At 54.2% G+C, this 21348-nt stretch carries 19 protein-coding genes; 8 read left to right on the plus strand and 11 right to left on the minus strand.

The window, feature by feature from the left end:
• The first annotated feature begins 140 nt into the window (after positions 1–140).
• Positions 141–773 (plus strand): thiamine phosphate synthase, encoded by a 633-nt coding sequence (gene thiE / locus B2310_RS11200; protein WP_290723765.1) that lies wholly within the window; start codon positions 141–143, stop codon positions 771–773.
• Positions 774–784: 11 nt separating this feature from the next.
• Here the strand turns inward: thiE and B2310_RS11205 are convergent, their stop codons facing one another.
• The 3 genes from B2310_RS11205 to B2310_RS11215 are packed head-to-tail and all read right to left on the minus strand — an operon-like array spanning position 785 to position 2537.
• Positions 785–1540 carry a M23 family metallopeptidase gene (locus B2310_RS11205; RefSeq protein WP_290731575.1) on the minus strand — a complete coding sequence of 252 codons (756 nt, stop codon included), beginning with the start codon at positions 1538–1540 and terminating at the stop codon, positions 785–787.
• Between the two features lie 13 nt (positions 1541–1553).
• Positions 1554–1925: a DMT family protein gene (locus B2310_RS11210; protein ID WP_290731579.1), complete on the minus strand. Its 372-nt coding sequence runs from the start codon at positions 1923–1925 to the stop codon at positions 1554–1556.
• A 45-nt stretch (positions 1926–1970) separates the two neighbouring features.
• Entirely contained in the window at positions 1971–2537 is a 567-nt protein-coding gene (locus tag B2310_RS11215; RefSeq protein WP_290731581.1) for a DUF4416 family protein, read from the minus strand.
• Between the two features lie 52 nt (positions 2538–2589).
• On the opposite strand from B2310_RS11215, the gene B2310_RS11220 reads away from it, so the two are divergent.
• The gene (locus B2310_RS11220) at positions 2590–3324 is read left to right on the plus strand and encodes a glutaminyl-peptide cyclotransferase (protein ID WP_290723757.1); all 735 of its coding nucleotides are present in this window, start codon (positions 2590–2592) and stop codon (positions 3322–3324) included.
• Positions 3325–3331: 7 nt separating this feature from the next.
• On the opposite strand, the gene B2310_RS11225 is transcribed toward B2310_RS11220, so the two are convergent.
• Positions 3332–4102: a hypothetical protein gene (locus tag B2310_RS11225; protein ID WP_173366233.1), complete on the minus strand. Its 771-nt coding sequence runs from the start codon at positions 4100–4102 to the stop codon at positions 3332–3334.
• A gap of 136 nt (positions 4103–4238) precedes the next feature.
• The gene (gene metG, locus B2310_RS11230; protein WP_290731584.1) at positions 4239–6308 is read right to left on the minus strand and encodes a methionine--tRNA ligase; all 2070 of its coding nucleotides are present in this window, start codon (positions 6306–6308) and stop codon (positions 4239–4241) included.
• 48 nt (positions 6309–6356) lie between these two features.
• Here metG and B2310_RS11235 point away from each other — a divergent pair, with 48 nt between their 5' ends.
• Both B2310_RS11235 and B2310_RS11240 read left to right on the plus strand, forming a co-directional pair.
• Entirely contained in the window at positions 6357–6878 is a 522-nt protein-coding gene (locus tag B2310_RS11235) for a nitroreductase family protein (protein ID WP_173382421.1), read from the plus strand.
• Between the two features lie 51 nt (positions 6879–6929).
• Complete coding sequence (locus tag B2310_RS11240; protein ID WP_173382422.1) at positions 6930–9386, plus strand: SpoIIE family protein phosphatase; 2457 nt, start codon at positions 6930–6932, stop codon at positions 9384–9386.
• Positions 9387–9395: 9 nt separating this feature from the next.
• Here the strand turns inward: B2310_RS11240 and B2310_RS11245 are convergent, their stop codons facing one another.
• The 6 genes from B2310_RS11245 to B2310_RS11270 form a co-directional block, all read right to left on the minus strand.
• Positions 9396–11708, minus strand: coding sequence for an ABC transporter (locus B2310_RS11245; RefSeq protein WP_290731587.1), 2313 nt, complete (start codon positions 11706–11708; stop codon positions 9396–9398).
• Between the two features lie 61 nt (positions 11709–11769).
• The gene (locus tag B2310_RS11250) at positions 11770–12396 is read right to left on the minus strand and encodes a hypothetical protein (RefSeq protein ID WP_290731590.1); all 627 of its coding nucleotides are present in this window, start codon (positions 12394–12396) and stop codon (positions 11770–11772) included.
• Complete coding sequence (locus B2310_RS11255; protein WP_173366228.1) at positions 12371–13381, minus strand: YihY/virulence factor BrkB family protein; 1011 nt, start codon at positions 13379–13381, stop codon at positions 12371–12373. The genes B2310_RS11250 and B2310_RS11255 overlap by 26 nt, the downstream gene beginning before the upstream one ends.
• Before the next feature lie 69 nt (positions 13382–13450).
• Positions 13451–16354: a DNA topoisomerase gene (locus B2310_RS11260; RefSeq protein ID WP_290731593.1), complete on the minus strand. Its 2904-nt coding sequence runs from the start codon at positions 16352–16354 to the stop codon at positions 13451–13453.
• Between the two features lie 32 nt (positions 16355–16386).
• Entirely contained in the window at positions 16387–16839 is a 453-nt protein-coding gene (locus B2310_RS11265) for a zinc ribbon domain-containing protein (protein WP_173366226.1), read from the minus strand.
• A 90-nt stretch (positions 16840–16929) separates the two neighbouring features.
• Complete coding sequence (locus B2310_RS11270) at positions 16930–17751, minus strand: hypothetical protein (protein ID WP_290731598.1); 822 nt, start codon at positions 17749–17751, stop codon at positions 16930–16932.
• A 335-nt stretch (positions 17752–18086) separates the two neighbouring features.
• Here B2310_RS11270 and B2310_RS11275 point away from each other — a divergent pair, with 335 nt between their 5' ends.
• From B2310_RS11275 to B2310_RS11290, 4 genes are all read left to right on the plus strand, one after another.
• A complete protein-coding gene (locus B2310_RS11275) occupies positions 18087–18824 on the plus strand; it encodes an SDR family NAD(P)-dependent oxidoreductase (protein WP_290731601.1) in 738 nt (245 codons plus the stop codon).
• Between the two features lie 97 nt (positions 18825–18921).
• Positions 18922–19485 carry a deoxycytidylate deaminase gene (locus B2310_RS11280; RefSeq protein ID WP_290731604.1) on the plus strand — a complete coding sequence of 188 codons (564 nt, stop codon included), beginning with the start codon at positions 18922–18924 and terminating at the stop codon, positions 19483–19485.
• 33 nt (positions 19486–19518) lie between these two features.
• Positions 19519–20424 (plus strand): FISUMP domain-containing protein, encoded by a 906-nt coding sequence (locus B2310_RS11285; protein WP_290731607.1) that lies wholly within the window; start codon positions 19519–19521, stop codon positions 20422–20424.
• 16 nt (positions 20425–20440) lie between these two features.
• Positions 20441–21268: a fibrobacter succinogenes major paralogous domain-containing protein gene (locus B2310_RS11290; protein WP_173382430.1), complete on the plus strand. Its 828-nt coding sequence runs from the start codon at positions 20441–20443 to the stop codon at positions 21266–21268.
• The last annotated feature ends 80 nt before the right edge of the window (positions 21269–21348 follow it).

The raw sequence follows: 21348 nt of genomic DNA on the forward strand, positions 1-21348 counted from the left end.
GCTACATCCCTTGCAAATAATGAATCATTTACATTAAGAAAATAACTTTTTCGGAGCCCTGTAAACAAAATTTTTTTGATTTTTGGGCGAAATTTAAGCAAAATCACAATATAAGGCCTGTTTTTGCTATTTTTAGGAGCATGAAGACCCTCGATACGACCCTTTACTTCATTACCGACAGCACGAGCGTTCCCGAAGAGCGTTTTTTGCCAGTTGTTGAGGCCGCCTGCAAGGGCGGGGCGACCATCGTCCAGTTGCGAGAAAAGGACAAGTCTACCCGCGAGTATATGGACTTGGCGGTGGCAACGCACGAGATTACGGCCCGATACGGGATTCCGCTGATTATCGATGACCGCGTTGATGTGGCCCTCGCTATTGGTGCCGAGGGAGTTCATGTGGGGCAGAGCGATATGCCTGTAGGTATCGCCCGGAAAATCATGGGGCCGGACAAGATCATAGGGGCGACGACAAAGACTATCCCGCAGGCGCTCGAGGCTTATGAGCAGGGTGCAGATTACCTGGGCTGCGGTGCGATTTACCCGACCACGACGCATGTGAAAACGGTGATTACTCCTGTCGAAACTCTCAAAGAAATCGTGAAGGCTGTCCCGGTTCCTGTGAACGCGATTGGTGGTCTCAACAAGGATAACATCTTTGTTCTCAAGGGTTCCGGCATTGCTGGCATTTGTGTCGTTTCCGCAATCATGAAGGCTGCCGACCCGGAACTTGCGACCCGAGAACTTAAACAGGCCTTTTTGGACCTGAACGCATAACTTGGGCTGTATTACTGGCCGCTGCCGCGAAGCCGTTGTCCGATCCTGAGCGGCGATTCTGGCGAGATGTTGTTGATGCGGCACAACGCCTTTACCGAGATGTTGAACCATGCGGCGATGCTTTCGAGGGTGTCGCCCTTCTTGACAACGTATTCTTCTTTCTTCAGGCGCCACTGCATCTTGCGGTGTGCGGTGATGACATCGCTCTTGGAAATATGGCTTGCGTCTTCTGTCAGGGACCAGTGCGGAAAGTCGATGACGGTTTCGGGGTCGATGTTGTAGTTCCCGTACCTGATTTCGAAATGGAGGTGCGCTCCGGAAGAGCGTCCGGAGTTGCCTCCCAATCCGACGATGTCGCCGGGAAGCAGCTTGTCGCCGACCTTGACTTCGCGCTTGGAGAGGTGCCCGTAGAGGGTCTGGATGTCGTTGTCGTGCTGGACCAGTACGTAGTGGCCGTAGCCGCCGGGGTTGTACTTGGACATGATGACCACGCCGGGCAGTGCGGCGACGATAGGCTCGTCGCGGATAATCTTGACATCGACACCCCGGTGCAGACGGTGGTTGCGGATTCCATAGGGGGAGCCGAGCCTAGCCTCGTGTGTGACGGGAATGAGCATGTTCGAAAAGTCGAGGTAGTCGCGGTCGACGGCGACGGCTGCTACCTTGTTCGTAGTTGAAGCGCTGCTTTCCTGGACTGCGCTCGTATCGGCGGTTTCGGCCGCGTGGGCCGCCGCGATGCAGAGAAATGCCAGGATAAAGAGTCTCATTCCCATGAACCTTTTACTTGAGGAATGCGAAAAATACGGCGCCGATGATGAGCGCGAAAGCGACGATGTGGTTCCAGTGCAAAGCTTCGTTGTTGAAGACTGTTGTCGCGATGACGGTGAATACCGTAAGCGAAATGGCTTCCTGGATGATTTTAAGCTGCATCAAGGTGAAGGGACCGCCATTGATGCGGCTACCGATGACGTTTGCCGGAACGGCGATGCAGTATTCAAAGAAGGCGATTCCCCAAGAGGCCACGATTACGAGAAATAGCGGCCAGTCGGTGCTGATGTGCATTTCCTTGAGCTTGAGGTTCCCGTACCAGGCGAAAGTCATGAATACGTTGGAACAGCAAAGGAGAAGAATGGTGAAAATGCCGGCTTTCATGATGTAGTAGACAGTAGGAAGTAGACAGTAGTCAGTGGTTGGTGGTTAGTGATTCGCTCGCAAACGGTAGGGCTTTCCGGTGCTCATCTGGTAGGCGAGACGGGCGCGGACTTGTTCCAGGTATTGGATGTACTTTTCGTTTTGGTAGTCGCGGTATGTCCAGTCGAAGGCGTGGAAATGTCCGTCCTGAAAGTATAGCGTGGGTTCCACGAAAATGCCTCGCTGCATGTAGACGCGCTGGCGCTGGTCCTTGGTCGTTGCAAGGAAAAACTGGCCGAGGGTCATGTAGCCCGGGTCGAGGTTTACGGGTCTTAGCCCTGGCGTTCCGTTTTGCCTTGCGATTTCGAGTTCCACCTCGTTTGACCAAAGCTTGATGTCGACGATGGTCTCGCGTTCCACGAGGGGCTCATAGCTGAAGAAGGCACGGACGGGCGAGGATCCGATTTCGTCGACATAGTAGTTGGTAAACGTGAAGGGGAACGGTTCGAGGTTCAGGTCCTCGGTGCCGAAGCGCTTAACCAGGGTTTCCCGGACGGATTCGACGGCGGAGGTGTCCCTTGCGAGGATACCTACGACAATCTTGACCTTGGCTGGAGTCCTGAGTTCGCCCATAAATTACAATTTAGTAAAAGGCGAAAAGCGCGGCTTTTAGTATTTTTTAGATATGCGCTTTTGTTTGTTGACCGTGTTTGCCCTTATGTCTGTCGCCCTTGCCGAGACGCTGCGCGAGGTGCCCGCAATACTTGATTCCGTGTCGCACGAACCGACGCACTTTACGCAGGGAATTTTCTTTGACGGAAAGGAAATTGTCGAAACAACAGGGCAATATGGGCAATCCGGACTTTACCGCCGGACTCTCGACGGTAAAATTCTCGATTCAGCGCGGATTGCGGACCGCTATTTCGGGGAAGGCTCGATCGCTGTAGGCGAAGACATCTTCTACCTCACCTGGAAAGCGAAAAAGGCGTTCATCTATAACCGCAAGCCGTTCCGAGCGAAGGGCGAATTCCGCATCCCGACGGAGGGCTGGGGACTCACGTATTGGCGAAACGCGCTCCTCATGAGCAACGGCTCCGAAGAGCTTCTGCAAATTGCGCTCGGGAGTTTCAACGTGGTGGGCGTCATCCGCGTAACCGACGAAGGGCGTCCCGTGAAAAATCTAAACGAACTTGAAATTGTCGGGAATACTTTGTACGCAAATGTCTGGCAGACGGGGTTGATTGCAGTAATCGACTTGCCGAGCGGGAGGGTCAAAAAATACCTTGACCTTACGCAGAAGTGGAAAGAAATCTACCGGAACCACCGCAACATTGACGTGTTGAACGGGATTGCCTTCGACGGTAAGTTCCTTTGGGTGACGGGCAAATACTGGCCGCAGATTTATAAAATCCAGCCGTAGGTGAGATTTACCTTGGCGCTGTCGCCGGGGCAGAACCAAAGAGAATGGAATTGCTGTAGCTGAGGCCGATCGAGAGACGTGGCTTCTTGGGGTTGAAGTCGAGGATGCCGTAGCGTGCATCCAGGGATATCCTGTGTGCTCCTAGCCTGAAGCTCACGTAGCTGCCGACGCCGACTTCTACGTTGCCGAAGTCGAGCTGGTCGTCGATCCAGCCGAGGTTGAGCCAGAAGTTACGGCATATGTATTGCTCGAAACCGATGCGGATAAAGTCGCCGATGGGAATTTGCTCGATGACCGAGAATCCGCCGCTAAAAAGTTCCATCCATGCGTCAAGAAGGGAATTGATTGCGACATAGTCGTAGTCGTCATATTCGTCGTCGTAGTAGCTGTAGGAGTCGCTGTCGCCATCGTCGTCGCAAGCTCCAGTTTCGCAGACCAGCGCGACGGTAATTCCGAGCCAGATGGCCGAGACCCAAGTGCGCCAGGCGAAATACTTGTTGCCTTGGCCAAACATGAAGTAGGGAGAGGGGAGGAGACCCCAGCCTGTCACGAAACCGTTGGCGTAGCCCTTGGTCGTTTCGAGGCCGAGCGGGATTTCCCATTCGTTGCCTTGCATGCTGAAGTTGATTTTTTCGAGGCGCGCGGTGTAGACCCTGTTGTTTTCGCCTTCGCGTGATAGTTCAAGCGATTCCATGAATCCAGACGCTGAAGGCGGGTGCATGGTGCATCCGCTGAGCGCGATAAGGAATGCGAGGACTGTCAGATAGAAGAATCTCATGCCTTAAATATACTGCGAGCCTGAACAAAACGGATAATGCAGTGCTGAAAAATTGACAAATGGGAATAATGTAGTGATGAAATACACGCAAGGGTATTCCAGGTCGGAATACCCTTGTGAGAAATATGGAGAATTTTTAATGTACTCCGTTGCCGTCGGCCACGTCGCAGGTCACGGGCTTGCCGTTCACTTCGAGCGCGAGGGCGTCGCAGAACACCGCGCCACCCTTCACGGAGAGCGCAATCTTCTCGAAGTCCTTGACCTTCAGTTCACGCGGTTCGCTGGGAGCGACACCCTTGAAGAGGGCGCGGTCACCTGGCTTGGCGTCTTCGGGTACGGAGACGAGTCTGCAAGTGTGGGCCTCGTTGTCGAGGTCGCCTGCAAAGAGCATTCCCTGGCTCATGATACCGCGGAGAGCGCTGGGCTTCAGGTTTGCGAACAACAGAATCTTCCTGTCCTTCAGTTCCTCGGCCTTGTAGCTGTTCTTGAGGCCGCTGCAGATGGTGCGGAGTTCGCCTTCGCCGGCGTCTACCTTGAGCACGTAGAGGCTTGTGGCGTCCGGATGGTCGGCCACTTCCTTGATTTGGGCCACGCGCATGTCCATAGCGGCGGGCACGTCGGCAGCCATCAGCGGCTTGTTCTGCTTGGGCTTGCTCTGAGCTTCCTGCTTCTTGACTTCTTCTTCGATACGCGGGAAGAGCGGCTTGCCTTCGCCGAACGTTTCGCCGCCCTTGAGGATTCCCCAGGCGAGGTCGTCTGCGCTCTGGAACTTGCAGCCGATCATGGCGAGGCCTTCTTCTGCCTTGGCGGGGATTACCGGCCACAGCAGGCAAAGCGAGAGGCGCACGGCTTCGGCAGAAACGTAGAGAACAGTCGCGAGTTCGTCCTTGAGGGCCGGGTCTTTCGCAAGCTTCCACGGGGCCTTGACTTCGAGGTAACGGTTGATGCTGCGCACGAGTTGCATGATGGTCTCGATAGACTGCGAGAGGCGGGCTTGCGGCAGGCCTTCCTTGATTTCGGCAATCACCTTGTTCGCGAGGTCGATGACTTCCTTTTCGGCGTCACCGATGGAGGTGGCGGCAGGGAGCTTGCCTTCAAAATTGTTGAGCACCAGGCGGTGCACGCGGTTCAGCACGTTACCGAGGTCGTTCGCGAGGTCACTGTTGATGCGGCGCACAAAGGCGTCGTGCGTGAAGTTCGCATCCTGACCGACGACCATTTCGCGGGCGAGAAAATAGCGGAACGCGTCGATGCCGTATTTTTCCATATAGTCCATCGGGTTCACCACGTTACCTGCGGACTTGCTCATCTTTTCGCCACCGTTCACGAGCCACCAGCCGTGGGCGAGGATGTGCTGCGGAAGTGGAATGTCGAGGGCCATGAGCATCGTCGGCCAGTACACGCTATGCGTGGTGAGAATGTCCTTGCCGATGAGGTGGTAAGTGGCAGGCCAAATCGGCGTGCCGTCGGCATAAGTCTTGTGGAAGGCGGTGGAGGCGCTCACGTAGTTCAGGAGGGCGTCGAACCACACGTAGGTCACGTAATCGGTGTCGAATGGCAGCGGAATGCCCCAGCTTAGGCGGGCCTTCGGGCGGCTGATGCACAGGTCGTTCAGCGGCTGGCGCAGGAACCCGCGGATTTCGTTCCAGCGGTAGTCCGGCACGATCCAGTCCTTGTGGCTTTCCAAAAAGTCAATGAGCTTTTGCTGGTAGGAACCCATCTTGAAGAAGTAGTTCTTCTCCTTGAGCCATTCCACCGGGCGGTGGCTGATGGGGTCGCACTTGTTCTCGTCGAGTTCGTCTTCGCCAAAAAAGCGTTCTTCGCCCACGGAGTACCAGCCCTCGTATTCCTTCGAGTAGATTTCGCCCTTGTCCCAGAGCTTCTGGAGGCATTCCTGCACAAAGGCCTTGTGTTCGGGCATCGTGGTGCGGATAAAGAAGTCGTTGCCGATACCCATCTTCTTCCACAGGTCTTCGAAGCGATGGTAGTATTCGTCCACGTGTTCCTGCGGGGTCACTCCGCGCTTTTCGGCGGCGCGCTGAACCTTCTGGCCGTGTTCGTCGGTACCGGTCAAGAAGAAGGTCTGGTAGCCGAGAATCTTGTGGAAGCGGGTAAGGATGTCCGCGAGGACGGTGGTGTAGGAGTGCCCGATATGCGGGGCGTCATTCACGTAATAAATCGGGGTGGTAACGTAAAAATTTTTCATGTGCCCAAAGATAGAAAAATTATATTAAGGGAAAAACAAGAGGTATTTATGTCTTTCATGGATTTGGCCAAGAATCGCTACAGTTGCCGAGCATTTACCGCCCAGGCCGTAGAACCCGAAAAACTTGCCCAGGTGCTCGAGGCGGGCCGCCTGAGCCCGACGGCAATTAACGCTCAGCCTGTAACCGTGAAGGTCATCAAGTCCCCCGAGGCTCTGGAAAAGATTCGCGGCATTACCCGCATGGCCTACAACGCCCCCGTGGTGCTCATGGTTTGCTACGACGAACCCAAGTGCTATACCGCCGAAAAGTACAACGACAACTTCAACAGCGGCGTGATGGATGCAAGCATCGTCACCACCTCCATGATGATGCAGGCCACCGACCTCGGCCTTGCGACGCTCTGGGCCCGCGGATTCAACGCATCGTACATCGAAAGCGCGTTCGAGTTTCCGGACAACTTAAAGCTAGCCTGCCTTCTGGATATCGGTTACGCCGACCCTGAGAACGGTGGTCCTTCGCCCAGGCACCCCGTGCGCAAGAGTATGGAAGAATTTATGAGCGAGGTGTAAACTTTAATTCGGGGAACCTGCCTGAAAAGGCTTTTAAAAAAGAGGTAGTATATGGGATTCAACTTCCGCGGACTTGCTTTCAAGCAATCACTGATGATTCTTGTTGCCGTCACGGTCATTGTCGGCCTGATTTTCGGAATCATGACTTCGAAAATGAGTTCGCAACTAGAAGAGATGACCATTGAGAATGGCGAGCAGATTAGCCTTGCGAACGTGACCTACATCGACAAGCTATTCGATGCCGGAAAGCATGTCGGCGAAGATGCCGCGTCGACTTTGAGCAATAGTCGCATGACAAAAGCCGAACTCGACGAGTTCCTGACGCATACGCTTGCGACTGCCCGCAATCTCGTCCCCCATATTGTGGCGGTTGTGGTTGCGTTCGAACAGGGAATGGGGCCGGAGACTCCCAAGGGCGAATTCATGCGGCTTGCGCGGTTTGTGGACAACGAAACAAAGTTGATTACGGGCGCCAACTACCAGGATAAGGAATGGTATGCAAGCACAAGGGATGCCCACTCTAGCCGCTGGCAGGAACCCTTTATCGGTGAATTTGTGGATGAACCCATTGCGGTCTATACGGTTCCCATATTCCATAAGGATAAGAAGGGAAATGAAGTGCTTGCTGGAGTCCTGGCCGTGGATATGTCCATCGAATTCCTCAAGGAAACGGTGGCGGCGGCCCAGGTTCCCAATTCTGGCTTTGCCATGGTCCTCTCCGAAAAGAATGTCCCGGTTGCATTCCCTAAATACATTGCAGAAGGGAGAGGGGAAAAGGAAATAGCGGTCAAGGAATTTAACAATAAGAACTTGGTGCCGTTCGACAGGCGAGGCAAAAAGGACAAGGGCTTGATTCTTGGTTCTGTTGTCGGTGACGAAGAGGCTGCCATTTACTATACGACGATGAAATCCAACAACTGGACTTTCATGGTTGTCTGGCCTGCGCAGAAATTCCTTGAACAAAGACAATCTTCGGTTAGACTTTTTGTGGTGCTTGCGGCCTGCGGCTATGCGGTCTTGCTGGTTATCATGTTGTTGATTTCGTTCAGGGTCGCGAAGCCGCTCAAGGAACTTTCCGCTGCCGCAAAGAAACTTGGCAATGGCGATTTCGACGTGGCGATTCCGCAGATGAAGGGGCACGACGAGGTGGCGGAGTTCGCCTGGGCTTTCTCGAACATGCTTTCTTCGCTCAAGGATCATGTCGAAAGGCAGAAGGACATGAAGCGCATCGAGCGCGAACTCGACCTGGCCCGCAATATCCAGCTGTCGACGCTTCCGAGAGAAGAATGCGAAGAAAATTCCGATGACGACCGCCACGAACTTTCGCAGTTCCTGCTTCCGGCGAAGGAAGTGGGCGGCGACTTTTATGATTTCTTCAAGATAGATAACGATCACTTGTGCGTCATGGTGGGCGATGTCTCGGGCAAGGGTGTCCCGGCCGCGCTGTTCATGATGATTTCCCGAATTATCCTGCGGACGATGACCAAGAACATGAAATCCGTCGTGAATGCGTTTAACAGCACGAACTTCGCGCTTGCGAAACGCAACAGGCTGAACATGTTCGTGACCGTGTGGGCCGGAATCATCGACTTGCGCACCGGCCATGTGGAATTCGCCTCGGCTGGCCATAACCCGCCTGCGGTCCGTCATAGCGATGGCACTGTCGAATTTGTAAATAGCAAGTCGGGACTTGTTCTGGCGGCAATGGAGGATACGCTTTACCAGTCGCAGTCTTTTGATCTCAAGACTGGCGATTCGCTGTTCCTTTTTACCGACGGCGTAACAGAAGCGACTAATTCCCGGGATGAACTTTTTGGCGACAAGAGGTTGCTTGAGACGCTTGAAAGGGGCGGTGATTTGAAACCTGCCGAAACATGCGCCTTTGTCAAGAAGAGTATTGACGATTTTGTGCAGGACGCCCCGCAGTTCGACGATATTACCATGTTGACCGTGAAGTTTATTGGCAATGACGAACCGGTGTGGGAACGTTACGAAAAGACCGTAGATGTCGCGAAGGACAATCAGGGCGCCCTCAAATCGTTTGTTGAAAATATCCTCACTCCGATGGATGGGGCGAAGAAAATGCAGATGCAGGATGCTTGGCAACGTTATGAAAAAATCGTGGACGTCATTCCTGAAAACCAGGACATTCTTACTGCCTTTGTCGAGGGGATTCTGGCGCCGATGGAGGCGTCGATGAAGTCCCAGATGCAAATCAATATTGCAATCGATGAAATCTACAGCAATATCGTCAAGTTCTCCGGAGCCACAAGCGTGACGCTGATTGTCGAAATCCGCAAGGCGACACTCGATGCGCGGTTGACCTTTATCGATAATGGGGCTGCTTTCGACCCGCTCAAGCAGGCAGATCCGGACGTGACGTCTTCTGCCGAAGAACGCGAAATCGGTGGCCTTGGAATATTTATTGTCAAGAAGACGATGGATAGCGTCAGTTACCGCAGAAACGGCGACCAGAACGAACTTGCGATTACAAAGAGGCTCAGCTAAGAATAACGGCTATTTTCGGCTGAGTTCGAGTACGTAGTCTGCTGCGTTCACAAAATCCTGGGCGTGTTCGATTGCAATGACGGTGTGGCCGGCATCGGTAAGCCCGTGGATGAGTTTTAGCAGATGCTGGATATCCTTTTGATGGAGCCCTCGCGCGGGTTCGTCGAAGAGGAATAGCGTGTTGGGGGCCTTCGCGCGTGCAAGCGCGATAGACAGTCGCAACCTTGCGCGCTCGCCACCGGACAGGTGTGCTGTCGTTTGCCCAAGCTTCAGGTATTCGAGCCCGGTATCCACGAGTGGCTTGAGTTTGTCTGCAAACGGCTTGAGGTTGGAAAATAGCTTGTATGCACTGCCGACTTCCAAATCGTAGATGTCGGCGATGGAGAGCGACTTGAACCGGACTTCCAGGATTTCGTCTTTAAAGCGTTTGCCGAGGCAGACAGGACATTCGGACTCTTCGTAGCCTGCGGGGTCGAGGATGACTCCCTCGCCCTTGCAGTTTTCGCAGCGGCCGCCGGGGGCATGGGTCGCAAATTTGGATGCGGTGTAGCCCCGGACTTTGCTTTCGGGAAGCTTCGCGAACAGTTCGCGAAGAATCATGTTCAGGTTGATTGCGGAGGCTACGGTGCTCCGGCGGTTGCCGTGGAAATCGCCTGTCGATAGGATGGATAGCGCCTGGATGCCGAGAGGACTGAATTCTCCTCGGGTTCCGCGGTAGGCGAGGTTACGGAAGAGAAGGGTCGACTTTCCGCTGCCGCTCTGGCCTGTGATGACGCTGAATTTTTGCACCGGGAACCACGCCGAAACAGGCTTCATGTCGAACATGGCGAAATTCTCGATTGCGATGGCGTTCGTCTTTGAGGGCTTGACCCTTGTGCTTGCCTGCTTCCGAATTCCGAGTTCTCTTAACCAGTTGCCGGTGGGCGAATTGGGGTTCTGCAGCACCTCTTTCGCTTTTCCCTGGAATAGGATTTCTCCGCCCTTTTCTCCCGCTCCGGGTCCCATTTCGATAATCCAGTCTGCACGCCTGATGATGCCTGGATTGTGCTCGATAAGCACGAGGGTGTTTCCGCGGGATTGGACCTTCTTGAGGACTTTCCAGAGGGCGTCGACATCGCACTCATGCAGTCCGCTTGCGGGCTCGTCAAGGACGATGAGCAGGTTGTTCAGGAGTCCGGTGGAAAGGCTCGATAGCCTTAGGCGCTGGATTTCACCCCCTGAAAGGGTCGTGGCGCTCCGTCCTCCCGTCAGGTAGCCGATTCCCAGTTCGTTGATGGCTCGGATGCGGTCGACGAGAGTGTTGAATGCGGGAAGCTGTTTTGCTGTAAGGCGCTTGTCGAAAAGGGTGTGCAGCAGGCTTTCGAGCTTTGCGAACGGCGTGTCCAGAACGTTTTTCCAGGTGGTTGGACTCTTGCTGGGAGCGCCATCTCCCTGGCCCTCGACGGTTGCGCTTAGGATGCTCCCGTTCAGCCGGAGTCCCTTGCAGCGAGGACATTCGGAACCCTCGTCGCCGTTTTCTGATTCGATGATGCCGGTCCCTGCACATTCAGGACAAACGCTCTCGCGGGTGTAGGGCGAGAGGTCTTCTGCGGCAAGTGGCCTTGAAAGCTGCTCTCCGTGGTCCGGGCAGCGTGGCACGGTGCTGTAAACCTTGCGGGTCCCATCGATGTCAAGCGTGATTCCGCCGTGGGTGAGTTTCAGTGCGCCGTCTACAGCTTCGGCGATGCGGGTGCGGGTGTTTTCGCGAACAATCACGCGGTCCACGACAATGAAAAATTCTTCGGGAACAATCCTGCGTTCGCTGTCGGTCAGGTCGGCTAGCGAGTAGCTGACTCCATCGGCCATGGCTCGCGTAAAGCCCTGGGCCAGGAATACTGCCGAGAGCTTGTCGAGGTTGGAGGCGGATTCGACTTTCGCCAAAAATTGCAGCTTGGTCCCCTGCGGTAATCCTGCGATTTCTCGGATGATGTTCTCGCGACTCTGGCTTTCCATGGGTTTCCCGCATACGGGGCAGGCGGGCCTTGCGTAGGCGGCAAAAAGCGCCCGCAAGGTGTTGTCGCATTCCGAGATGCTCAACGCGTATGCCTTGGCTGGGGCTTCCCCGTGGCTTGGTCCTACGGCAAGACTTGCTGGCAGGCCGTCGGCACTGTCGAGGGGGATAATGCGCCTCCCGCCCAGAAGTTCAGCGGCAAAAGGCGATAGAGTCTCGAGATAGCGACGCTTGGATTCTCCATGCAGGGTGTCGAGAACGAGTGTCGATTTTCCGCAACCCGAAGGACCGCAGACAACGGTAATCTTGCCCAATGGAAATTGGGCGTCCACATTTTTTAGATTGTGCAGTCTGCAGCCACGTATCGAAATAAATTCGGGCATGGAATAGAGCTTATTCCCTTACCGTGAATCGCAGTTCGCCGAACGGGGTGCAGAGGTCCATGTTGTCGAGGTTGTTCGTTTCGATTCCTGCGAACATGCGGTATCCGCCGCCGATGGAAATTTCGAGCATCTTGGTGATGCGGTAGTTGAAGTGGGCCGAAATATCCGCCGTGAAGAAGTAGTCTTCGGATTCGAAAGCTTCATCGTCGGGTTCCATCACGTAGAGGGCTCCGCCGCCCACGTTGATGGGGACAGAAATTGCAATCTTGTCGAATCGGAGCGGGAAAAGCTCGATGAAGCCGCCGAACGACATGTACTTGATCATCTGCTTTTCTTTGACATTGTGGTTGTGGACATCGCTTAGGAGCCTGTCGACCCACATGCCCGTCGAGAAGATGGGCGCAATGTCGAGACCGATGCGGAGATTTGCGAAGATGGCTCCGTCGTCGGCCACAAGCACGTTGCCGCCGCTTACTCCGATAAGGGCCTTGAGTCCGCCTTCGGATTTTTCCTCGGTGACGGGCGTGTCGCCCATGCCTGCCAGTTCGGCGTAGCTCGAGCCGACGCAGAAGAAAAGCAGAAGGCAAATGGCGATGGCCTTCGTGGAAAGCCTATTTTTCTTGGTCTGACTTTGCATTGTGGACATCCTCCAGGGTTGCGGTCCAGTTCCACTTCTTTTGTGAAGATTCCGGCCAGTAGCAGATGGTCCACACGAGGCTGTTGCCGCATAGGATAATGGACCAGACTCCGAAAAAGAGGAACAGCACCAACGGGATAAAGGCGAGAGAGCCGTAGAAAATGGACATGCGTGTTACCATCGCTGTCTGGATGAGCATGAGAATCTTCACGTAAATGTTGATGGCGATCCATGCAATGATGGTTGCCATGAGCGAAACGGCGAAGAGCTTGCTTTTGCGATAGGGCGGCTTGACTCCGGTTTCCCTTTGTCTGAGGCTTCTGGCCGGGAGCGCGTAGAGCATCAGGAAAATGAGGAGCATTGCCGCAAAATGAAACGCGATATACCAGAATGCGGTAATGAGGACCTTGAGCAGTTCCGGCGAGAAGTGGAAGCCGTCGACGACTATCATGGTGAGGACGTCTTGCACATGGTTCACGAATCCTGCGAACATTCCGATGAAACCGGCGAATATGAGCAGGAAGGGCGTGTAGACCTGGATCTGCCTAAACAGCGTTCTCGAGGTCTTGACTTCCCATACGACATTGAAGTTTGTTTCCAAACTGCCGAAAGCGAGAATGAAGGTGACGAAAAGGCCAAGGGCACCGATGAATCCGAGTTTGCCGATAGGAATGTGCTCGGCGTTTTGCACGATGTCGATGATTTGTTCGGTAGGCCAGTCCAGGTTAAGAACATCGATGATGATGGGCAGGTAGTCGGACATGAACCCGCCAAACCCCACCGCGAGCGTTATTGAGGTGAGCAAAATGAGAAGCGGGACAACCGCCACGAGAGTGGTGTAGGTAAGACTTGCCGCTCGGGTCATTCCGTGATAGTACAGGAATGATTTTCCCGTAACGACAATGACCTTCACAAACGAAGGTGACCTTTCGGCAATGGAGTCGAAAAGCCATTCCCAGGAGAAATTCTTCCACCAATTGGGCATACGAGTCCAAATATAGAATAAATATGGCTGAAACGGGTGTAAATGCTTTTTAAGGCCGGCAAGAGGGGCTTATTTGATGACTTCGACGGTTAATTTGTTGAATGCGAGCTTGCCGCCATCGCGGAGTTCGAGTGCAGCGCGGAAGGTGGTCTCGTTCTTCTTGAACGGCTCGAGGACGGGCGTGAACTTGTTTTTGAGTAGGCCTTCGACTTCTTCGTCGCTGAATTTGCGCTGGTAGAACACCTGCGGGATGCCGTAGCCACATTGCGGGCACACGTAGGCGCCGCTTTCGGTTGTGCCTTGCGGGCCGCTTTGCTGGGAAGTGCTGCCGCGGAAGCGCAGGCTGTCGCCGCAGACGGGGCAGGGGAGGTCCCTGTGCTGGAACTCGAACACGGCGCGGCCCTTGTCGGCGCCTTCGCCCCACTTGAGGGCGGCCGCGAATTCGGAGCCCTTCTTGCTCTTGAATCCTTGAATGAGCGGCGTGTGCCCGCTCCCGAACAGTGCCGCGATTTCCTTTGCGGTAAGCGTATGGCCTGCGATGGTTTTGAAAAGCGTGAAGTTGCAGTCGTTTGTCATCCCCGGCTCTTTTCCATTTGTCATCCCCGGCTCCGGCCGGGGATCTTTGGATTGTGTAGTTCCCGTGCAGAATATCGCGTTCTTGTTCTCTTCGAGCGGGTTTCCGCACAGCGGGCACTTGTAATCCGTCTTTTGCCCGTGGAACTTGCCGTCGCTTTCGAAGGCGAAATTGATATTGAAGTCTTTGTCGAGCGTGAGCTTTGCCGAGAATTCGCTGCCCTTCTTGCTCTTGAATCCGGAAAGCGGGCCGACGGTTTCGCCGGCGAGGAGCGCCTTGACTTCGGAATGGGCGAGCATCTTGCCTGCCACGGTGTGCCCGAACCTGAAGCCGCATTCTGCATTGGGGCACACGTAGCCCCACGGGGCGGTGTCGAGCGCTCCGCCGCACTTGGGGCAGTTCAGCTTTTCGGTCGCGGCCTCGCGCTCGAACTGGCAGGCATAGCGGGCATGCAAGTCTGCAAAGAGCTGCTTCACGTACTTCACGATGCCGTCGCGGAATTCCACGGGCGTGAGCTGCCCTTTCTCGACCTGGGAGAGCTTGTACTCCCATTCACCCGTCATCTCGGGCGATTTCACCTTCTCGTCCATGAGCGCGATGACTTCGCGGCCTCGGGCGGTACTCACCAGGTAATTTTTCTGCGCCTCGATGAACCCGCGCTTCTTGAGCGTCTCGATGATGCCCGCCTGCGTGGCCGGCGTTCCGAGCCCGCGGTCCTTCATGGCCTCGGCGAGTTCCTCGTTCTCGATTTGCTTTCCCGCAGTCTTCATCGCGGCAAGGAGGGTTGCCTCGGTGTAGTACTTGGGCTTGCTCTTCTTTTTCTTCTGCAGTTCTACGCTGTCGAAGGGGGAGGTGTCGCCCACGTTCCATTCCGGGAAGGCTTCGACCAGGTTCGTGATTTCGTCGCTGTCGCCCTTGCCCTCGGCGCCTCCGTCAGCTTTTCCGGCCTCCGCGCCGGCATCGCCCTTCTTTCCTTTCGTCTTTCGTCTCTCGTCTTTCGTCTCTTTTACCAGCGCGCGGAATCCCAAATCCTCGTTCCGCTTCAGCTTCAGTCTAAACAGGTCTAGATTTTTTGATTTCGGGTCTGGATCCTTCGACTCCGCTGACGCTTCGCTCAGGATGACGTCCATCTCGCTCCACACGTACGGCTTGAGCCATGCCTGCACAAAGCGTTCCTTCGCCAAATCGTAAATCTTCTGCTCCATTTCAGGTAGCCCGTTCGGTGTTTCGCCGGTCGGGATGATGGCGAAGTGGTCGGTGACCTTGCTCGAGTTGATGAAGACGAAATTCTCGCTTTCGCTGCGCATTACGCCCTTCTGTTCGGGGCTGGCGAGCCTCTGGGCGAGCGCGTAGGCCTCCTGCTTCATGGTGTCGGGCAGGTATTGCGAGTCGGTACGCGGGTAGGTGAGCAGCTTTTTTTCGTAGAGGTTCTGCGCGCAGTCCAATACCTGCTGGGCGCTGAACTTGAAGCGTTTGTTGCCTTCTTTCTGCAGTTCCGTGAGGTCGAAGGGCTTTTGCGGGAACTGCTTCTTCTGCTGCGTGTCGATTTTCGCGATGGTCGCCGGTGCGGGCGGCTTGCAGCGCTCCACGACCGCGTTCGCTTCCGCTTCCTTCTCGAAAACCGCGACTTTTAAACCGTCATTTGTCATCCCCGGCTTGGTCGGGGATCTTCCATCCTCTTTTGTTTCCTGCTTGACGTATTGCGCCTGGTACCCTTTCCATGTGCCGACGACGCTGTAGTAGTACAGTTCCTTGAACTGCTCCACGATGGTGTCGCGTTCCACGACCAGGTTCAAGGTCGGCGTCTGCACGCGCCCCACCGAAATCATTTTCCCGCGCCCGGCGGTGAGCGTGTAGGCGCGCGTCGCGTTGAGCCCTACCATCCAGTCGGCACGTTGCCTAAGGCGGGCGGCGTAGCTCAGGTTTACGCGCTGCGTGGCGTCTTCCAGGTTCTTCCACGCCTTGTCCAAATCCTTCGCCACGTAGCTGTTTACCCACAGGCGCTTGATGGTCTTCTGCTTGAATGCGGGCGTAAAGTCGAGCACCAAATCGAAAATCAGGTTTCCTTCGCGGCCGGCATCCGCGCCGTTCACGAGCACGTCGGCCTGTTCCATCATCTGGCGTACCACCGCGAGCTGCTTTCGGGTGCTCTCGATTTCCATGAGGCGGAACTTTTCCGGCAAAAGCGGCAGGTTCGAAAGCCGCCAGCCTCCCTCGTAACCGGGGTAGGCGTCGAGCGGCGCGAGCGTTATCAGGTGGCCCACGCACCAGGTGATGCAGTGGTTCTTGCCGATAAGGCATCCGTCGCCCTGCGTAAACTTCTCGCCTTCGATGCGTTCTAGCATCGGGCGGTAGTGCTGGTTGGCGACAGAGGGCTTTTCGGCGACGAGAAGAATCATGGTTGCCGAAAAGATATAAAATTGATGTGCGTCTAGGCCTGCTGTTTCCAGTGTTTTAGTTGCGAAAGGTGCGAGTCGAAGAACTTGCGTCTTTCTGCTTCCGGCATGTTTTCTGGGTTAGGCATGTGCGAAAGCAAAAAGTCCAGCAGTGTATTCTTGTCGGTGTAGGCGAACTTGCCGTCGGCATAGCACCACTTGCAGTAATCCTCGTTGAAGTTGCCGTCGACTTCGCGGCTGATCATCGCATCGTCACCGAGAGGCATGCCGCAACATTGGCAAAAGAGCTGGCGCGGCGCGCCGAGCAGCGTATTGATGGAAACATTAAATTCCTTTGAAAGCACCTTGAGCATTTCGGTGTTCGGCTGAGTCTCGCCGGTTTCCCAGCGGCTCACGGCCTGCCTGGTCACGTGAATGCGTTCTGCCATCTGGTCTTGCGTGAGGTTGTGCTTTTCGCGGATGTTCTTCAAAATCTCTTGGGTCGTCATGAAATCTCCTTTGTTCGATTACGGAGTCAAATATACCTACGGCCTGGCGCAAATGCAAGAAACAGGCTGTTGCGTTGTGTAAAAGATAAACTAGTCTTTTGATGGGACTTGTCTCGGCATCTTCAGGTTCAGGGGGCGGTAAAGCTCGTCGTATATCTGTTGGAGCTGTTTCGGTTCGAAATCGTAAAGGCGGAAAGTTCCAATGACGCTTCTTGCGGTATCGAGGTTGCCGAGATTCCTCCCGACCTGGATATGCTTGAAACCGACAATATTGATTGCCCGCATAAGGGGGAGAAGTTCGCGTAGAATTCGCTTGTTGTTGCCGCTTTCCAGTATCAGGACAATCCAGTCGCTATCGGGAAAATCGTTGAACCGTCTAGCTTGACGCACCATAGCCAGGTCCTTGGCGATTAAATTGAACGGGGACAACGGCTTGATTTCTGCGTGTGGAAAGTCCCGGTTGCGGATAGTTTCCAGTGAATTCGGAGGTCGCTCTCCCGAAAATCCGTCGCCGGTCATTGCGATGAACGCTCCGGTAGAATCGGTGATGTAGGCTTTGCTGGAATCGGAATGTAGCGCCCATATCTTTTTACCGGGGTCGTATTCCGCTTCCTTCTGGATGGCGACGTATAGGACTTCCGGTTTTCTCTTTTGATAATCTTCTGATGAGGGATTGATGAGTTCCGTCAAAACGGTGTAATAGGTGTTCGGCTGGAACCCGCGCCGTGCTCCAATCACGAAATAGCTGTCGGTGACGGCGACGGCCAAATTCAGTAGGGAAGGATCGTCTGCTTCAAAAGGAACAGGGAAATCCTCGAACATGCCGTCGGCGCTAGCGTTCGACTGTTCTTTTGGTGTCGAGCACGCTCCCGCAAGAATGCCAATGATTGCAAAAAGAAAAAATTTTTTCATACAGCATTTTCAAAGATAATAAAACGGATAGTCGTTGCTTCGGTCTTTTTTTATGCGGCGGGGAACACCGTGAGAACAAATTTTCGTGTAAAGTAAGATTTTACAACCGCTTTGCCGAAAAAAATGCTAAAATTATATTTGTAAGCGTGAGGACCTCGGGTCAAGCGCCTACGAAATTAGCCCCTGTCACCCCGGCAGGGGCTTTTTCTATACATTCCGGCGTTGTTCCTGCGTCTTTTTACACCTGTAAACGTTTTTCCGCACAAAAACTCCCCGATTCAGGCCTTAAAAGTCTATTTTTTAGAAAACCGCGCAAATGCGCAAAGGGATTGAAAATGATTGACGTGAAGGGCAAGTGGACCTTGATTACCGGCGGCTGCCGTGGGGTAGGCCGTCTCACCGCCATCGAAATGGCGAAACTCGGTGCAAACATCATCTTGCAGGGCCGCGACAAGGCGCATGCCGAACCCGTGATGGAAGAACTCAAGAAGTACGGCGTCGAGGTGCGTGCTGTGGGCTGCAACCTTGAGAGCGAAGCCGAAATCGATGCCGCCCTCGCAGAAATCGACAGCTGGGGCGTGCAGGTGGACCTCGTGTTCAACAACGCGGGCCTCATGAGCCACTACTTCACCGACTACCTCACCAACACGATGGACGATTTCCACCACGCGATGGCCGTGAACTTCTTCGCCCCGATCAAGATTGCCTACCATTTCTTGCCGGGCATGATCCAGCGCGGTTTTGGCCGCATGCAGCTCACCACGAGCGGCATCGCGAACGAGCCGGAACTCATGGGCTACGCCTGCGCGAAGGCCGCCCTCACCAAGTTCGTGAAGGATTTCGCCTGCAAGCTGAACGGCACCGACGTGATGATGAACGTGATGGACCCGGGCTGGCTCCGTACGGACCTTGGCGGCCCGAACGCCCCCAACGCCCCCGAAACCGTTATTCCGGGTTCCATGGTCTCCGTGCTCTTGGATGACAAGAAGAGCGGCCGCTGGTTCAGCGCCCAGGAATTCACCGGAATGACCCTCGCCGACGCTGTCGAGAAGGGCAAGTCCGTAGAGGCTTAATAAGGAATTCCGCTTTGGAGAGAGCCTGTCGCTATGTCGACGGGCTTTTTTTCGTGTTCGGTTGACCTGTTTTCCCTGTCTATTTATATTTCTAGGCATGAACAACTCAGAATCCCGCAGCAAGCTTCGTGACGAAGTATATACCCAGATGATGTGCGCCCAGGCGCGCCTCAGTAAAGACCAGAATACCCAGATGGGGGCAGTGCTCGTGAGTGCCGAGGGCCGCGTCATCAGTACCGGTTATAACGGTGCCCCGGCTGGTTTCGACGACGAGACTGTGCCCTACACCCGCGAAAAGCAGCTGCTGGCCTACGACCTGCTCGATGCCGATACGGGCGAACTTTTGAGCCATCACGAGTTCGAGGCGAACAAGTACCCCTTCATGGTGCATGCCGAAATCAACGCGCTGCACTATGCCCGCGGGAAGGTGCCCCCTGGCTCCAAGCTGTATGTTATCGGTTTCCCGTGCGAACGCTGCGCGCTTGACGTTAGCCTTTCCGGTGTTGCCGAAGTGTTCGTGACCAAGGACGATTACGACCCGAAGTCGACGCTCAACAACAGCCGCGATACCGCCTACTACATGTTCGCTCAGGCCCACATCGTGGTGACCCTCTGCGGCAAGCGTATCCGCCCCGTGGTCTCCAAGCCCGCGGCGAAGTAGTATTTTTTGCAAGGAAAATAGGAAGGAACGGTGATGAAAATGCTATATCTTATGGCTCTTGTCTTGTTGTTCATGGTGGGTTGTGGCTCCGATGACGATTTTAGCCCGGTCAGGAAAAACGACGATGCCGGACTGAGCGGGGAATCTTCGAGCTCTTCGGCCAAATCAAGCAGTTCGATTAAGCAGAGTTCGTCATCGAGTTCTGTTGACGGAAATTTGGAGAGTAGTTCTTCGGAGTTTCACCTTTCGACTACGCGGACTCTTTATCCTTTATCGCCACCCTTGACAGAAAAGGGAATTCAGTTCAATTCGGATATCGACTACGGCACCATGACAGACAAGCGCGATGGCCAGACCTATAGGACTGTTGAAATCGACGGGCTGACATGGATGGCAGAAAACCTTAACTTCGCCGATTCTGTCGAATACCCACTCTTAGAGGAGGGAACGCTCTGTTTCAACGACGAGGAGGCTAATTGCGATGTGTATGGACGCCTCTACAACCGCAGGGCGGCAATGAATTCAGTCCGGTGCGCCTGGGGGGATTCCTGCTTCTATGAAAGGGGTGCGGTACACCAGGGAATCTGCCCGGACGGATGGCATATACCGACTGGAGAGGAACTTGCGTCATTGGACGACCTAGCGATTGAATTAAGGTCGGCAAAGGGGTGGAGGGGCACCGATGCCTATATCTCGCCGGGACATGATACCTACGGCTTTTCGTCCATTGGTTCTGGTGCCTATTGCGCTGGGTTCGCACAATCTAACGAAGGTTTCGAACATATAGGGGAATCTGATTTCTTCTGGTATACGACTACCTCTAATTGGCAATCTGAATACGTGTTCTATGCACTTATTAATGGGCGCACCAATAGGGCTGCTAGTGAGATGTACCATGATGAACTTTATATCAGTGTACGCTGCGTAAAGGATTATTAGGGGCTTAGGGGGTAACATGAAAGGCTCTATGTTTTGTAAGATTCTAGGTTTGACAGCTTTTGCTTGGGGAATGGCATGCGTTACCGCGTGTGGCGATGACGAGAGCAATTTCATTGCATACGGCGAAGATTGGGAATCATCAAATTCGCAAAAGGCGAAATCTTCTTCGTCTTCCAAAGAGAATGCATCCAATGTTGAACTTTCGTTTGGGCGCATGACGGATGAACGTGATGACCAGGTCTACAAGACGGTGAAAATAGGCAATCGCGAATGGATGGCGGAAAACCTCAACCTTCGTTATTTGCAACCGACAGATTCGCTGGATTCCAGCAGTTTTTGCTATGATAACTCCGCCGAAAATTGTGAAAAATACGGAAGGCTATACATATGGAGTGCAGCAATGGATAGTGCAGGGGTGTACACTTCGGAATCTATCGGCAATGGTGTTGGCACGCTCTGCTTCTCGGTTTACCCTATACAGGGAATTTGTCCGGAGGGGTGGCATCTGCCCAGTGAGTATGAATGGAATGAACTGAAATCCAAGGTGAATGTGGGTGTTGCTTTGAGGTCTACGTATGACTGGGAATATTCGAACGGGACGGATGATTTTTCTTTTACGGCTTTGCCGGCAGGTCTCGCTGTTAATGGAACCTATAATTTCTTGCACACCCGCGCGTTGTTCTGGAGTTCGACTGAAGCCTATGGTATAGGCAAAAAAGAAAATAAGGCCAGTTATAACGCGTTTTTCTTGTCTTTGGAATACAAGAGCGAGAGAGAAAGCATTGTTTTATACTCTACGGGCAAGCATCAGGCTTTCTCTGTCCGTTGCCTCAAGGATTACTGATAAGTTGGACTCGGTGTCCCTAAAAAAAAGACTGCTTTTTTGTGCATTATTTATGCGAATGACACTTTCTGTCGTTCGCA

It is taken from the genome of Fibrobacter sp. UBA3629 (assembly GCF_002374005.1).
Lineage (GTDB): Bacteria > Fibrobacterota > Fibrobacteria > Fibrobacterales > Fibrobacteraceae > Fibrobacter.

What these genes read in the sequence shown, in the direction of transcription:
- B2310_RS11235 (WP_173382421.1), top strand. Translation starts at nt 6,357, where the DNA reads ATGTCTTTCATGGATTTGGCCAAGAATCGCTACAGTTGCCGAGCATTT.
- B2310_RS11205 (WP_290731575.1), bottom strand. Translation starts at nt 1,540, where the DNA reads ATGAGACTCTTTATCCTGGCATTTCTCTGCATCGCGGCGGCCCACGCG.
- B2310_RS11290 (WP_173382430.1), top strand. Translation starts at nt 20,441, where the DNA reads ATGAAAGGCTCTATGTTTTGTAAGATTCTAGGTTTGACAGCTTTTGCT.
- B2310_RS11225 (WP_173366233.1), bottom strand. Translation starts at nt 4,102, where the DNA reads ATGAGATTCTTCTATCTGACAGTCCTCGCATTCCTTATCGCGCTCAGC.
- metG (WP_290731584.1), bottom strand. Translation starts at nt 6,308, where the DNA reads ATGAAAAATTTTTACGTTACCACCCCGATTTATTACGTGAATGACGCC.
- B2310_RS11220 (WP_290723757.1), top strand. Translation starts at nt 2,590, where the DNA reads ATGCGCTTTTGTTTGTTGACCGTGTTTGCCCTTATGTCTGTCGCCCTT.
- B2310_RS11285 (WP_290731607.1), top strand. Translation starts at nt 19,519, where the DNA reads ATGAAAATGCTATATCTTATGGCTCTTGTCTTGTTGTTCATGGTGGGT.
- B2310_RS11280 (WP_290731604.1), top strand. Translation starts at nt 18,922, where the DNA reads ATGAACAACTCAGAATCCCGCAGCAAGCTTCGTGACGAAGTATATACC.
- thiE (WP_290723765.1), top strand. Translation starts at nt 141, where the DNA reads ATGAAGACCCTCGATACGACCCTTTACTTCATTACCGACAGCACGAGC.
- B2310_RS11215 (WP_290731581.1), bottom strand. Translation starts at nt 2,537, where the DNA reads ATGGGCGAACTCAGGACTCCAGCCAAGGTCAAGATTGTCGTAGGTATC.
- B2310_RS11210 (WP_290731579.1), bottom strand. Translation starts at nt 1,925, where the DNA reads ATGAAAGCCGGCATTTTCACCATTCTTCTCCTTTGCTGTTCCAACGTA.
- B2310_RS11255 (WP_173366228.1), bottom strand. Translation starts at nt 13,381, where the DNA reads ATGCCCAATTGGTGGAAGAATTTCTCCTGGGAATGGCTTTTCGACTCC.
- B2310_RS11250 (WP_290731590.1), bottom strand. Translation starts at nt 12,396, where the DNA reads ATGCAAAGTCAGACCAAGAAAAATAGGCTTTCCACGAAGGCCATCGCC.
- B2310_RS11275 (WP_290731601.1), top strand. Translation starts at nt 18,087, where the DNA reads ATGATTGACGTGAAGGGCAAGTGGACCTTGATTACCGGCGGCTGCCGT.
- B2310_RS11260 (WP_290731593.1), bottom strand. Translation starts at nt 16,354, where the DNA reads ATGATTCTTCTCGTCGCCGAAAAGCCCTCTGTCGCCAACCAGCACTAC.
- B2310_RS11240 (WP_173382422.1), top strand. Translation starts at nt 6,930, where the DNA reads ATGGGATTCAACTTCCGCGGACTTGCTTTCAAGCAATCACTGATGATT.
- B2310_RS11265 (WP_173366226.1), bottom strand. Translation starts at nt 16,839, where the DNA reads ATGACGACCCAAGAGATTTTGAAGAACATCCGCGAAAAGCACAACCTC.
- B2310_RS11270 (WP_290731598.1), bottom strand. Translation starts at nt 17,751, where the DNA reads ATGAAAAAATTTTTTCTTTTTGCAATCATTGGCATTCTTGCGGGAGCG.